General features: G+C 69.6%; 16 protein-coding genes. 10 read left to right on the top strand and 6 right to left on the bottom strand.

Annotated elements, in window-relative coordinates; translation table 11 throughout:
- The first annotated feature begins 49 nt into the window (after window positions 1-49).
- Window positions 50-1,360: a tyrosine-type recombinase/integrase gene (locus tag ACZ7OH_RS35810; RefSeq protein WP_470284902.1), complete on the top strand. Its 1,311-nt coding sequence runs from the start codon at window positions 50-52 to the stop codon at window positions 1,358-1,360.
- A 38-nt stretch (window positions 1,361-1,398) separates the two neighbouring features.
- On the opposite strand, the gene ACZ7OH_RS35805 is transcribed toward ACZ7OH_RS35810, so the two are convergent.
- Window positions 1,399-2,760 carry an NAD-dependent succinate-semialdehyde dehydrogenase gene (locus ACZ7OH_RS35805; RefSeq protein WP_470285026.1) on the bottom strand — a complete coding sequence of 454 codons (1,362 nt, stop codon included), beginning with the start codon at window positions 2,758-2,760 and terminating at the stop codon, window positions 1,399-1,401.
- A 111-nt stretch (window positions 2,761-2,871) separates the two neighbouring features.
- On the opposite strand from ACZ7OH_RS35805, the gene ACZ7OH_RS35800 reads away from it, so the two are divergent.
- Window positions 2,872-3,312: a hypothetical protein gene (locus ACZ7OH_RS35800; RefSeq protein ID WP_470284901.1), complete on the top strand. Its 441-nt coding sequence runs from the start codon at window positions 2,872-2,874 to the stop codon at window positions 3,310-3,312.
- Window positions 3,309-3,767 (top strand): hypothetical protein, encoded by a 459-nt coding sequence (locus ACZ7OH_RS35795; RefSeq protein WP_470284900.1) that lies wholly within the window; start codon window positions 3,309-3,311, stop codon window positions 3,765-3,767. The genes ACZ7OH_RS35800 and ACZ7OH_RS35795 overlap by 4 nt, the downstream gene beginning before the upstream one ends.
- On the opposite strand, the gene ACZ7OH_RS35790 is transcribed toward ACZ7OH_RS35795, so the two are convergent.
- Complete coding sequence (locus ACZ7OH_RS35790) at window positions 3,722-4,147, bottom strand: L,D-transpeptidase (RefSeq protein ID WP_470284899.1); 426 nt, start codon at window positions 4,145-4,147, stop codon at window positions 3,722-3,724. The two genes, ACZ7OH_RS35795 and ACZ7OH_RS35790, sit on opposite strands and share 46 nt — an antisense overlap.
- Window positions 4,148-4,228: 81 nt before the next feature.
- A complete protein-coding gene (locus ACZ7OH_RS35785; RefSeq protein ID WP_470284898.1) occupies window positions 4,229-5,149 on the bottom strand; it encodes a hypothetical protein in 921 nt (306 codons plus the stop codon).
- A gap of 150 nt (window positions 5,150-5,299) precedes the next feature.
- Between ACZ7OH_RS35785 and ACZ7OH_RS35780 the strand changes: the two genes are divergently transcribed.
- Both ACZ7OH_RS35780 and ACZ7OH_RS35775 read left to right on the top strand, forming a co-directional pair.
- Window positions 5,300-5,527: a three-helix bundle dimerization domain-containing protein gene (locus ACZ7OH_RS35780; protein WP_400897849.1), complete on the top strand. Its 228-nt coding sequence runs from the start codon at window positions 5,300-5,302 to the stop codon at window positions 5,525-5,527.
- A 35-nt stretch (window positions 5,528-5,562) separates the two neighbouring features.
- Window positions 5,563-5,868 carry a hypothetical protein gene (locus ACZ7OH_RS35775; protein ID WP_470284897.1) on the top strand — a complete coding sequence of 102 codons (306 nt, stop codon included), beginning with the start codon at window positions 5,563-5,565 and terminating at the stop codon, window positions 5,866-5,868.
- Between the two features lies 1 nt (window position 5,869).
- On the opposite strand, the gene ACZ7OH_RS35770 is transcribed toward ACZ7OH_RS35775, so the two are convergent.
- Window positions 5,870-6,316, bottom strand: coding sequence for a nuclear transport factor 2 family protein (locus ACZ7OH_RS35770; RefSeq protein WP_470284896.1), 447 nt, complete (start codon window positions 6,314-6,316; stop codon window positions 5,870-5,872).
- An 87-nt stretch (window positions 6,317-6,403) separates the two neighbouring features.
- Here ACZ7OH_RS35770 and ACZ7OH_RS35765 point away from each other — a divergent pair, with 87 nt between their 5' ends.
- Window positions 6,404-7,270, top strand: coding sequence for a LysR family transcriptional regulator (locus tag ACZ7OH_RS35765; RefSeq protein ID WP_470284895.1), 867 nt, complete (start codon window positions 6,404-6,406; stop codon window positions 7,268-7,270).
- 221 nt (window positions 7,271-7,491) lie between these two features.
- Here ACZ7OH_RS35765 and ACZ7OH_RS35760 read toward each other — a convergent pair whose 3' ends face one another.
- Entirely contained in the window at window positions 7,492-7,875 is a 384-nt protein-coding gene (locus ACZ7OH_RS35760; RefSeq protein ID WP_470284894.1) for an STAS domain-containing protein, read from the bottom strand.
- A gap of 130 nt (window positions 7,876-8,005) precedes the next feature.
- A complete protein-coding gene (locus tag ACZ7OH_RS35755) occupies window positions 8,006-8,677 on the bottom strand; it encodes a TetR/AcrR family transcriptional regulator (RefSeq protein ID WP_470284893.1) in 672 nt (223 codons plus the stop codon).
- A gap of 116 nt (window positions 8,678-8,793) precedes the next feature.
- On the opposite strand from ACZ7OH_RS35755, the gene ACZ7OH_RS35750 reads away from it, so the two are divergent.
- The 4 genes from ACZ7OH_RS35750 (at window position 8,794) to ACZ7OH_RS35735 (ending at window position 12,793) form a co-directional block, all read left to right on the top strand.
- Entirely contained in the window at window positions 8,794-9,000 is a 207-nt protein-coding gene (locus tag ACZ7OH_RS35750; RefSeq protein WP_470284892.1) for a tautomerase family protein, read from the top strand.
- 91 nt (window positions 9,001-9,091) lie between these two features.
- Window positions 9,092-9,607: a peptide-methionine (S)-S-oxide reductase MsrA gene (gene msrA, locus ACZ7OH_RS35745; protein WP_400897841.1), complete on the top strand. Its 516-nt coding sequence runs from the start codon at window positions 9,092-9,094 to the stop codon at window positions 9,605-9,607.
- Between the two features lie 316 nt (window positions 9,608-9,923).
- Window positions 9,924-12,209 (top strand): M4 family metallopeptidase, encoded by a 2,286-nt coding sequence (locus ACZ7OH_RS35740; protein ID WP_470284891.1) that lies wholly within the window; start codon window positions 9,924-9,926, stop codon window positions 12,207-12,209.
- Window positions 12,210-12,283: 74 nt separating this feature from the next.
- Window positions 12,284-12,793, top strand: a complete 510-nt coding sequence (locus ACZ7OH_RS35735; protein ID WP_470284890.1) for an OsmC family protein — start codon at window positions 12,284-12,286, stop codon at window positions 12,791-12,793.
- Window positions 12,794-12,858: the final 65 nt, after the last annotated feature.

The raw sequence follows: 12,858 nt of genomic DNA, 5'->3' as shown, positions 1-12,858 counted from the left end.
GGGCATGGGGTTAAGCCGCATCAAAACCCAACCGGGATAGGAGAAAACGATGAAAGGCCACGTGCAAGATCGATGGTGGCGGCAGAAGAAGGACGAGACAGGTAAGCCGGTCTTCAACGCCAAAGGCCATCCGGTCCGTGAGAAGACCGAACTGTTCGACAAGGGCGACCGGTACAAGGTCCGGTACTACGACCCCGAGGGCAACGAACGGAGCAAGTCCTTTCCTGACAAGCAACTCACGAAGGCCAAGACCTTCCTGACCAAGATGCAACACGACGTGCTCGCCGGTGAGTACATCTCGGCCGAGTCCGGCGAAGAGAAGTTCCGCGACTACACGGCCCAGTGGCGCAAGGGCCAGTCCGCCGACGCGGGGACCCGGCAGACGGTGAGCAACCACCTCAAGACCGGGATTTTCCCGTTCCTCGGGGACAAGCCGCTCAAGGTGGCCGCGAAGACCGACACTATTCGGGACTGGCTCGACTGGTTGGAACGGCCGAAGAGCGAAGGCGGACGCGGCCTGATGGCGTCCACGCGTGCGGTGCTGTTCGACACCGTATCGGCCATCCTCCAGGCGGCCTACGAGGACAAGAAGATCCGGGCGAACCCGTGCCGGGCGAAGAGCGTCAAGCGGCCCAAGCCCGTCCAGCGAAAGGTCATCCCGTGGCCGGACAGCCGGGTCCGCGCGGTGCGGCTCGCCCTGCCCGCCGAGTACACCGTCACGGTGCCGCTCGGGGCCGGCCTCGGGCTGCGGCAGATGGAGATCTTCGGGTTCAGTCCGGACGACGTCGACCGGGACGAGATGATCGTCAACGTTCAGCGTCAGATCCGGTGGATCGGCACTCAACCGGTGTTCTCGCCGCCCAAGGGTGGCAAGACGCGGGTGGTGCCGCTCGGGCAAGGCGTGCTCGATGACATCGACGACTACATGGCCACGTTCGAGCCGGTCACGCTAACGCTCCCCTGGCTCGAACCGGGTGGTCGGCCCGAGACCGTGCGCGTTCTGATCGCCCGGACGACCAAGCGCAGCGTCTACGCGGGGCAGCCGATCAAGAACGTGATCAAGGGTGCCAATTTCACGTACCACGTCTGGCGGCCAGCCTTCGCGGGTGCGGGACTCGACTACGTCGAACGGCGTGACGGGATGCACGCCATGAGGCACTTCTTCGCCTCGACGATGCTCGCCAACGGCGTGTCGATCAAGGAGGTCGCGGAGTACCTCGGCCACCACGACCCGGGCTACACGCTCCGGATTTACACCCACCTCGTCCCGTCGAGCCACAAGCGGGCTCGGGCGGCGACCAACCGCGTGTTCAAGCCCCGCCGGCCGCAGCAGACGGCCCAGGATTCCGAGACGGCCTGACGACGGCCTGGCGGGCTCAAACTCAACAAAACAGCAGGTCAGAGGCGTATCGGTTTCTTGTTCATGAACTCCTCGATCCCCAACGCCCCCAGCTCCCGCCCGATCCCCGACCGCTTGATCCCCCCGAAGGGCAAATCCGCCTCGGACCCACCCGACTTGTTGAGATAAACCATCCCGGCCTCGATCCGCCGAGCCACCCGGGTCGCGCGGGCACGGTCCGTCCCGAACACACTCGCCCCCAGCCCGAACGGCGTGTCATTGGCCAAGGCAACAGCCTCGTCCTCGGTCTCAGCCCGAAAAACCAGCACCACCGGCCCGAAAATCTCCTCGTGGTACGCCGCCATCCCGGGAGTCACGTCCGTGAGCACCGTCGCCTCCAGGAACGCGCCGCCGCCCGGTACTCGACGGCCGCCCGCGCGCAGCGTCGCACCCTCTCGGATCGCCGTCTCGACCTGAGCCGCCACCTCGTCCGCCGCCGCGACCGAAGCCAACGGAGGCAAAGTCGTAGCCGGATCAGCCGGATCACCCGGCACGTAGTACTCCGCGACCCGCTTGGCCAACCGATCGACGAACTCGTCGTACAACTCGCCCAGCACGATCATCCGCTTGGGCGCATTGCACGACTGACCGCAGTTGCGCATCCGAGCGGTTGCCGTCACCTTGACCGTCTCGTCGAGATCATCGGTGTCCAGCACGATCAGCGGATCGGACCCCCCAAGCTCCAGAACGCACTTCTTGAGATTGCGCCCCGCCTCCGCCGCCACCGAGATCCCGGCCTGCTCACTCCCGGTGAGCGAGACCCCGACCAAACGCGGATCCGCGAGCATCCACGGAACCTGCCGGCTTGACGCGAACACGTTCACATACACCTCCGAAGGCACACCGGCATCGCGCAGGACGCTCTCGATCGCCGCCGCCGAACGCGGGCAGATCGACGCGTGCTTGAGCAGGATCGTGTTGCCCAGCACCAGGTTCGGCGCGACGAACCGAGCGACCTGGTAGCACGGGAAGTTCCACGGCATGACGCCCAGCAGCGCCCCGATCGGCTCCTTCGTCAGCACGGCCTCGCCGCCGCGGAGGGTGAGCGGCTCGTCGGCCAGCAGCTCGGGCCCGCGCTCGCCGTAGTACCGGAAGATGTCGACGACCACGCCGACCTCGCCGCGGCCTTCGTTGATCCGCTTCCCCATCTCGAGGGTCATGATCGCGGCCAGCTCGCCGGCGCGTTCGGCGAACAGCTCCGCCGCGCGCAGCACGATCGCCGCCCGCTCGGCGACCGGCCGGGCGCGCCAGGCCGCGAACCCGGCGTGTACGCGGTCGATCGCGGCACGAACCTCTTCGTCGGTCGCGTTCGGGATCTCCTCCACGAGTTCACCGGTGGCGGGGTTGGTGACTGAGTACATGGCGGTCTCCTCTGCCCACGGTAGCCTACTGCATACTGTATACACCATGGGATCAGTGATCGACACCCGCGCGGCGGTACCCGTCCGCGTGTGATCGACTATCGTTCCCCCATGACGCTGGAGATCGCCGGCGGACTCGAATTCGCCGCACTGGCAACGGAAAAGATGCGCTGGACCCGCCGTTATGCGGGTGGTGAGGTCACGTTCGGCTGCCCCGCGCGCTCCGCCGACCGGACCCCTCGGGTCTGGAGCGCGCGCGGTCTCGGCCTGCCGGAGGACGACCTGCCGGAGTTCGCGGCGCAGCTGCGCCGCGTCATGAAGCACGAGACGTACTGGATCGCCCGGGCCGCGTGCGCGGACCGCCGGGCGGGCGACGCCGCGCGCTGGTCCCCCGGCCGCTTCGACGACGAAGACTGTTTCGTCTACTTCGCCGGCCCCTGCACGCACGGCGATCGTTGGCCGGGCTACCGGCCCGCGACGGAGTTCACGATCGCGCTGCCGCACGTCCGGGGGTTGCGGATCCGGATGGCCGCGTACCTCGGGACGACGTGAAAGAGCCGCTCCGCCGGGCCGTCCGCGCCGGAGCCGTGGCCGCGATCGTCAGCGGCATTCCCTCCACCGCCCACGCGCTGCTCCAAGGCCACGACGTCCTGGCCGCGACCCGCGCGGCGGGCACCCTGCTGCCCGGCCGGCGCGACCGGCCCGGCATCGTCGCCGGGCTGGCCGCGCACGTCCTGGTGTCCGCCTTCTGGACCGGGGTCCTCGCCGCGATCGCCCGTCGCCACCACCTCGGACCACTCCGGGGCGCGGCGGCCGGGCTCGCGATCGCGGCGCTGGACCTCTGCGTAGCCGGCCGGGCGTACCCGGCCGTGCGGGCGCTTCCCCACGCCCCGCAGGTCCTGGACCACCTCGTGTTCGGCGCCGTCGCCGGCGCGTTGCTCGACCGTCCACACGGGACGGATCAGCGCACGACCTCGACGACGTCACCCGGCTGCAGCGAGTTGTAGAACGTCACCGCGTCGGCGTGCGAAAGGTGCACGCACCCGTGGGACTTCACCTTCAGGTTGCCCTGGTGGAACGCCACGCCGGTGTTCGTGAAGAACACCGAGTACGGCATCGGCCCGTTGTACTGCTTGCTGTAGTGGTTGATGTCCTTGTACTGGACGTGGAACTTGCCCAGCGGCGTCGGGTACTTCGGCAGTCCGACGGTGATCGGGACGCCGCCGTAGGTGACGTTCCCGGCGCCGTCCGTCAGCCACGCCGTATTCGAACTGCGCTGGACGCAGGCCTTCGCTTCGGCACTGCACGGCGTCGACGCCGCTTCGGCCGTTCCCGCGAACGCCACGGTCCCCGCCATCGCGGCGACCCCGCCCAGTAGTGCGATCATCCTCCGGTTCATCGCGTGCCTCCCGTCGTCGTTCGGCTACGCGATGTAGGGTGCCCAGTTTTCCGATCTTCGAACCCGCGATCACTCCCGCGGCTGCGACAACCCGAGGAACTCGTTCTGCTCGCGGTCGTAGCGCTGGGTCAGCCCGTTGCCGTAGCGGTCCCACCAGTTCGCGGTGTGCCCACCCTGGCGGGTGGTCGTGTCGCCGTAGACCTGGCGGTCGTACTCGATGCGCGCGTCGTGGAACTCCTGCTGGAACTGCTCGGGCGTGAGGCCTTGCGCGTGCTGGATCGCGGTGTCGCTGAGCGTGCGTGAGCTGCGGACGATGTCGTCGCCCGCCATGTGGTTGAGGATCGCGCGGACGCCGCCCGCGCCGCGCATGTGCGCGCCGGACATGATCGCGGCCTGGGTGCCGGGGTCGGTGAAGTTCAGCGCGCCCGCGGTGCGCGCGTTCGCCGTCATCAGGTCCGAGACGACGGCGCGTTCCTCCGCGCTGCCGATGCCGTACTGCTCGCGCGCGGCGATGATCCGGTCGTAGCCGTTGTGCATGTTCTGCCGGAAGCCGTACGCCTCGGGCACGCCACCCTGCTCGCCCGTCGCGCCTTCGGAACGCATGATCGAGTCGACGACGCGCGGGTCGAGCTGCTGCGGCGCCGCCGCGGCCGCCGCTCCCCCGCCGCCTTGTGCACCCTGCGCCTGGCCGCCGCCGTAGGCCCGGGCGACGTCGGAGTCGGCCGCGTTGTAGGCGTTGGCGGCCGTCTGGACATTCTGGTTGACGTTCGTGATCAGGCTCAGGAACTTCTGCAGCGCGCTGCCCAGCGTCGAGTGCAACGCCGAGTTCGCGGCGGCCACCCCGCTGCCGATGCCGGCGAACGACAACGCGTCCAGCACCAGGCCTTCCAGGTCGCGGGTGGTCGACAGGAAGGACGACCCCACTTCCTCGACCGCCTTGGCGACCGTCCCCATTTCCGTGGTTTCGGCGCGGTAGGCCCCGGCACTCATGGTCTGCTCCCTCCGGACACCGGCTGTGCGCGTAGAGCATTTCCCACCCGGGCCGAGCCGCCCCACGGCCGAATTACCCACTGGCCGAGTCTCACCTGTCGTTCATCTTCAGTTCACCTGTGGTTCTTCTCGTGCGGTACTTAACCTGCCATGACTACCCAGACGCTCGACACGATCGCGTCCGAACAGCTCGATCTGCAGCTGGACATCGTCGAAGACCGGCTGCGGCAGGACTACACGGGGGTGGAGGTCCACTCCCTCGTCGAACGGGAGCGGCACCGGTTCGACGACGCCCGGATCCACGCGTTCGTCCCGATCCTCGTCGAACGGGCCGTCCGCGAGTCGCTGGCCGAGCCGCCGGGCCGCCATCGGCGCTAAGGTCGGAAGGGCCGGCCGGCGGCGAGGAGGCGACGATGACCAAACCCGAAGACGATCCGAACGTCCTGGACGGTGAGATCGTCGACGAGACGCCCACCGCGGCCATCGCGATCCCCTCGCCGCCGCTGCCCGACCCGGACTACAGCACGGGCGGGGTCCCGAGCTTCGACTTCGTCCGGGACAAGATCGAGAACCGCTACAACACCTCGGTCGGCTCGGTGGAGGTGGCCGGGCTGGGCACCGACAACACCGCCGAGACGCTCGACAAGCAGATCGCCGATCGCGACCAGGCGGCCAAGGACCGGCTGGCCGAGATCCGCCGCTCGATGCGCGGGGAATAGCTCACCCGAAGACGGCGGCCGGATCGCCGGTGTACCAGGCGTTTTCGATCACCACCCGGCGCATGACCCAGCGGTCGCCGGCGCGGACGAGGTCGACGTCGTAGCGGTTCTTCAGCAGCGCGTGCGTGCCGTGGTCGGCGCTGAGCAGGTGCTGGGCCTCGACCAGGGCCGTCAGCCGCGCGGTATCGCCGTCGACGGTGACGCGCGGGTTGGTCACCTGGTGCGTCGTGTCGACGCGGCCCTCGAACAGCGTGAGGATCGTGTCGACGATCGCGTCGCGGCCCGTCATCAGCGGCGGTTCGGCGCCCCAGCGGGCGGCCGCCGGCCGGAAGTCCAGCTCGGCGTCGGCGGCGAACGACGACGCGAACAGCTCGCGGTCCTTGAGGTCTTGGCCGAGGCCGAAGCGGTACAGCGCGTCGATGATTTCGGTGCGGTCGGTGAAGTCCATGCCGCCAGCCTCGCGACGCCCGCGAAGCCGATCAACACGCTTCTGTGCCACGATCGTGAAGCGGTAGTTGACGATGCTGGGGGCTGGATGGCCGAGACGCGCGAGATCGAGTCGTTCCTGACGCTGGCCGGGGAACTGCACTTCGGCCGCACGGCGGAGCGGCTGCGCGTGTCGACCGCGCAGGTCAGCCAGACGATCCGGAAGCTGGAACGGCGGATCGGCGCGCCGCTGTTCACCCGGACCAGCCGCCGCGTCGAGCTGACGCCAGTGGGGCGGCAGCTGCTCACCGACCTCGGGCCGGCGTGGGCGGCGGTCTCCTCGGCGCTGGCCCGGGCGGTCGAGGCCGGACGCGGGATCACCGGCACGCTGCGCGTCGCGTTCGGCGACGCCGCGGGCGGCCAGCTGCTGGCCGGGGTCGCCGAGCTGTTCCGGCGGCGGGCGCCCGGGTGCGAGGTCGAGTTCCGCGAGGTGCGCCCGGCCGAGGTCCTGCCGTGGCTGCGCGAAGGTGAGGTGGACGTCGTCCTCGCCGGGCTCCCGCTCGACGCTCCCGGCCTGGTCACGGGCCCGGTGCTGGTGCGCGAGCGCCGGTTCCTGGCGATGGCGGCAACCCACCCGTTCGCGCGACGCGACACGGTGCCTGTCGCCGAACTGGAACGGGTGACGGTGCTGCGCTGCGCGCTGCCGGACCCGTGGCTCGACGAGCACGCGCCCAGGGCGGTGACTCGGCCGCGAGCGGGACTGCAGGAGCTGCTCACACTGGCGGGCGCGGGTGAGGGAGTGCTCCCGGTCGGCGCGCACCTCCGGCGCTACTACCCGCGGCCCGACGTGGCGTACGTGCCGCTGAGCGACGCGCCCCGACTGGAGTGGGGTCTCGTCTGGCGCGAAGGGTCCGCGACGGCGCGGGTGCGGGCGTTCGCCGAGGCGGCGGCCGAGCTGGTACGCGAACCGGCCTGACTGGCGGCGCGGGTCAATCGCCGACTGGCCATGACCGATCAGCCGACACGAGCCCGGCGACCAGGGGCACGCAACGGACGGCCAAGGTCGGCCGGGGCACCGCTACCGCACACCGCAACCGGCGCCGGGCTCAATCCAGGCACCGCAACCGGCCGACCACGCCTGGCGGCCGGAGCCACCCGGGACACCACCACCGGCCGCCCGGGTACAGACAGCCGCCGTCAGCCTGGGAGCCAGCGCATCGCCACCGGCTGGCTGGCCGCGATCGCCGACAGGCGGTTCGGGAACACCCGGACCCGATCCCCCAGCCCCGTCAGCCGCGCCACCCGGTCGGCCGCACTCCCCGGCGTGACGATCAGGCAGCCGGTGATCCCGCGGTCCCGGCAGGACTCCATCGCGTCGAGCAGGCCTCTGGCTCCGCGCGCCGAAAGGAATTCGAGCGTCGCGAGGTCCAGCACCAGCAAGTGCGGTGCGGGCAGCTCGCACAGGGCCGCTTCGATCAGCGTCGTCCACCGCAGCACGGTGTCGATGTCCAGTTCGCCGCGGATTTCGATGACCAGCACGCCGCTGGCCCGTTCCGAGACGGCTCCGTCGTGCTCACGCATCGCGCGCCTCCCCGGGGCCGGATCGGGGCGGCCCCGGCTCATCGTCCCACCACCGCCCGGTACCGGCCCTACATAAAGCGAAGAAAGCCGGGGACGCGAGCGAACGGCCCAACCGGCGCGGCCGTCCGGCTCAGCGTCCACTGTGGACGCTCAACCGCCCCAGCCACTCGCGCAGCATCGTCAGCTCGGCCGCGGACAGCGGCGTCTCCCCGTTCAGCCGGGCGGCCAGCGTTGTCGCCGTCACCGCGACGTCGCCGGGCTCCGGCGGCGCCTCGGCCAGCACGCCGGAGAGCACACTTTCCCGGACCCGCAAGGAAAACTCCGGATCCGGGTACAGCTCCGGCCGCGTGATCATCGACAGCGCGACGCCGGCGTTGGCCGCCATCACCATCTGCGCGGCCAACGCGGGCGGCACCTTCAGCCGCCCGGCCGCCGCGCAGCGCTCGAGGACGGCGAGCAGCAGCCCGTGCGCCTCGGCCGCCGCCCCCGGCGGGGTCGACAGACCCGCGTAGAGCAGGCGGTAGTGGTTGGGGTGCTCCAGCGCGAAGGCGACGTGGTTGTCCCAGCCGTCGCGCAGGTCGCGCACCGGGTCGTCGGACGGTTTCGCCGCCCGCTTCCCGGCGAGGTACGCCTCGAAGGCGTGGTCGACGACCGCGGCGAGCAGGCCCTCCTTGTCGCCGAACTGCCGGTACAGCGCCGGCGCACCGACCCCCGCGGCCTCGCAGACCGCCCGCGTGGAGAACTCGCCCGAGTGCGCCAGCAGCTCGGCCGCCGCCTCCAGGATCCGCGTCCGCACGTCCACGACACCGACGCTACCAGCGGATACCAGCGATATCAAGATGAGGGTAGCGACGATCCAACAGTCGTGTTAGCGTCGATCTCGTCAACCTGAGAACATCGATACCGAAGGACACGCTCATGCCGTTCGCCAACTTCAAGGTCCCCGCCGGCACCCTCACCGCCGAGCAGAAGGAGCTCGTCGTCACCCGCGTCACCGACCTCTACGCCGAGCTCTACGGCGACCGCGCCCGCGCGAACACGATGGTGCTGGTCGAAGAGGTCGCCGACGGCGGCTGGGGCATCGGCGGGGACGTGCTCACCCTCGCGAAGCTGCAGGCGGGGTGACGTCAGGCTTCCGTAACACCCTCGTGGAATCATCGGCTGACCACCGAAGTTGTACAGGTGGCAGCACCACACTAGGAGAAGGAGTGACGCCGTGACCACGTCAACCGAAAGGGCCGTCCTGGCCGGCGGCTGCTTCTGGGGCATGCAGGAGCTGTTCCGCCGTCAGCCCGGGGTGATCTCGACCCGGGTCGGTTACAGCGGCGGCGACGTCCCGAACGCCACCTACCGCAACCACGGCACGCACGCCGAGGCCATCGAGGTGGTCTACGACCCCGCGCGGACGACGTTCCGCGACCTGCTCGAGTTCTTCTTCCAGGTGCACGACCCGACGACGAAGAACCGCCAGGGCAACGACATCGGCCTGAGCTACCGGTCGGCGATCTTCTTCGAAAACGACGAGCAGAAGCGCGTCGCCGAAGACACCATCGCCGACGTCGACGCGTCCGGGCTGTGGCCGGGCAAGGTCGTCACCGAAGTCAGCCCGGTGGGCGACTTCTGGGAGGCCGAGCCGGAGCACCAGGATTACCTGCAGCGCATTCCGAACGGGTACACCTGCCACTTCGTGCGCCCGGGCTGGAAGCTCCCGAAGCGCGAGACGACCGCCTGACACACTCGTACCAAGAAGGCCCCTTCGCCGAACCCCGGCGAAGGGGCCTTCGCCGTTCGGACGCGGGAAAGATCACCCGAACGGCGGTGATCTCCGTCCAGTCCTGAGTGGACGGACGAGCCCGGAAATCCCAATGGCGGGAAATGTCCTTTTTGGGAGTTATTGTCTTCGGTAGATAAGACCGTACGTTAGTCGCTTGTTCACGAGGCTCCGGCACCCGATTCTGATTTCCGTTCCACAGCAGCACCTCTCGTCCCCTTGATCCGGCCCGGCCTCGACCCGGGCCTGGTTCACCCTGCCCGGAGGGAATTCCTCGATGGATCTGAGACGTCCTGTCGTCTTGGCAGCAGCCGGCGTACTCGTCGGTGCGCTGTGCATCACCGGCACCGCACAGGCACAACCCACCCCGAACGCCACCCCGGACGCCGTCCCGAGCGCCGTGGCCCAGGCCGCGACCGCGGCCGCCGGCCTGGTGGCGAGCAGGCCGGCCGCGCTGCACGCCAGCGCGGACGACGTCTTCCTGGCCCAGAAAGCGATTTCCGCCACCAACGGGCTGCAGTACATCCCGTACGAGCGCAGCTACAAGGGCCTGCCGGTGGTCGGCGGCGACTTCGTCGTCGCGACCAACTCGACGGGCCAGGTGCTCGGCACCTCCGTCGCGCAGGACCAGACCATCAACCTGGCCACCACCGCCGGGAAGGTGACGAAGGCCGCGGCCGAGGCCACCGCCCGGCAGCAGCTGTCCGCGGTGGAGAGCGTCAGCCCCGCGCAGCAGGTCGTCTTCGCGCTGGGCAAGCCGACGCTGGCGTGGAAGAGCACCGTCGTCGGCCGCGACGCCGAAGGCCCGAGCCGGCTCGACGTCATCGTCGACGCCGCCACCGGGAAGGTGCTCCACACGCAGGAGCACGTCCTGCACGGCGACGGCACCTCGGCGTGGAACGGCCCGAACCCGGTGCACCTCGACACGACGCACTCGGGCTCGACCTACACGATGCAGGACCCGACGATCACCAACACGTCCTGCCAGGACGCGGCGAACAACACCACCTTCAGCAAGACGAGCGACAGCTGGGGCAACGGCAACGCGACCAGCCGCGAGACCGGCTGCGTCGACGCCCTCTTCGCCGCCCAGACCGAGAACAAGATGCTCTCGCAGTGGCTGGGCCGCAACAGCTTCGACGGCAACGGCGGCGGCTGGCCGATCCGCGTCGGCCTCGCCGACCAGAACGCCTACTACGACGGCACCCAGGTCCAGATCGGCCACAACTCGCAGAACCAGTGGATCGGCTCGATCGACGTCGTCGCGCACGAGCACGGCCACGGCATCGACGACCACACCCCGGGCGGCATCTCGGGCAACGGCACGCAGGAGTTCGTCGCGGACGTCTTCGGCGCCTCGACCGAGTGGTTCGCGAACGAGCCCGCTCCCTACGACGTGCCGGACTTCCTCGTCGGCGAGCAGATCAACCTGGTCGGCAACGGCCCGATCCGCAACATGTACAACCCGTCGGCGCTGGGCGACAAGAACTGCTACGACAGCTCGATCCCGTCCACCGAGGTGCACGCGGCCGCCGGCCCCGGCAACCACTGGTTCTACCTGCTGGCCGAAGGCACCAACCCGAGCAACGGGCAGCCGACCAGCCCCACCTGCAACAGCTCGTCGATCACCGGTCTCGGTGTCCAGAACGCGGTGAAGATCTTCTACAACGCGATGCTGCTCAAGACCAGCGGCGCGTCCTACCTGAAGTACCGCACCTGGACGCTGACCGCGGCCAAGAACCTGTTCCCGGGCAGCTGCACCGAGTTCAACACCGTCAAGGCGGCGTGGGACGCGGTCAGCGTGCCGGCGCAGTCGGGTGACCCGACGTGCTCGGCCACCGGCACCGTCACGGTTTCGAACCCGGGCAACCAGTCCACCGTGACCGGCGCTTCGGTCAACCTCCCGCTGTCGGCTTCCGGCGGCACCGCGCCGTACACCTGGTCGGCCACCGGCCTCCCGGCCGGCCTGTCCATCAACGCCTCCACCGGCACGATCTCGGGCACCGCGACCACCGCGGGCACCTCGAACGTCACGGTGACGGCGAAGGACGCGGCCGCCAAGACCGGCACGGCGTCGTTCACCTGGACCGTCGGCACCACCGGCGGCTGCTCCGGCCAGAAGATCGTCAACGGCGGCTTCGAATCGGGCAGCGGCAGCTGGACCGGCACCACCGGCGCGATCGGCCAGTGGGCGTCCTCGGGTGAGGCCGCGCACGGCGGCACGTACTCCGCTTGGCTCGACGGCTACGGCTCGACCCACACCGAGTCCGTCGCCCAGTCGGTGAGCATCCCGGCGGGCTGCCACGCCAGCCTGACGTTCTACCTGCACATCGACACCGCGGAAACGACCACCACCACCGCCTACGACAAGCTGACCGTCTCCAACGGCAGCGCGACGCTGGGCAGCTACTCCAACCTGAACAAGAACACCGGCTACGCCCTCAAGACGATCGACGTCTCGTCGGCCGCCGGCGGCACCCTGGCGCTGAACTTCAGCGGCACCGAAGACAGCTCGCTGCAGACCTCGTTCGTCATCGACGACGTGGCCGTCACCCTGAGCTGAAGCTGAACCGCTGAAGCGGGGAGACCGGGCTTCCGGTCTCCCCGCTTCTCCGTTTTCCGGGGCAGAATCCCCCCATGGACACCGAAGAGCTGCGCGCGACCCAGGCGCCGCTGAAGGACAAGTACCGCGAGCAGCCGGAGAGCGCGCTCGTCACGCTGCACGCCGACGCCGAGCTCGACGCCCTCGGGATCTCCTGCAAGGTGGAGACCGGCCGAGCGGTCGTCGAAGCCGGGTTGCACCCCGCGACGGGTGGCGACGGCAGCCTGGCCTGTTCGGGCGACATGCTGCTGGAAGCGCTCGCCGCGTGCGCGGGCGTGACGCTGCGGGCGGTCGCGACGTCGCTGGGTCTCGAGGTGCGCGGCGGCCGCGTGCGCGCCGAAGGCGACCTGGACTTCCGCGGCACCCTCGCCGTCGCCAAGGACGCCCCGGTGGGCTTCCGCGCGATCCGGCTGTCGTTCGCGTTGGACACCGACGCCTCCGAAGAGCAGCTCGCCACGCTGAAGAAGCTGACCGAGCGCTACTGCGTCGTCTTCCAGACGCTGCGGACGCCGCCGGAGTTCGCCGTCACGCTTTCGGCGAACTGACCCGGCTCAGGGAGAAACCCGGAGGACAAACCGGACGCGCTGGCCTAGCTTGGCGGGGTCACCGA

It is taken from the genome of Amycolatopsis sp. NPDC114478, assembly GCF_055633805.1.
The sequence above is the reverse complement of the archived record's forward strand: the minus strand, read 5'-3'. Positions and strand labels throughout refer to the sequence as shown.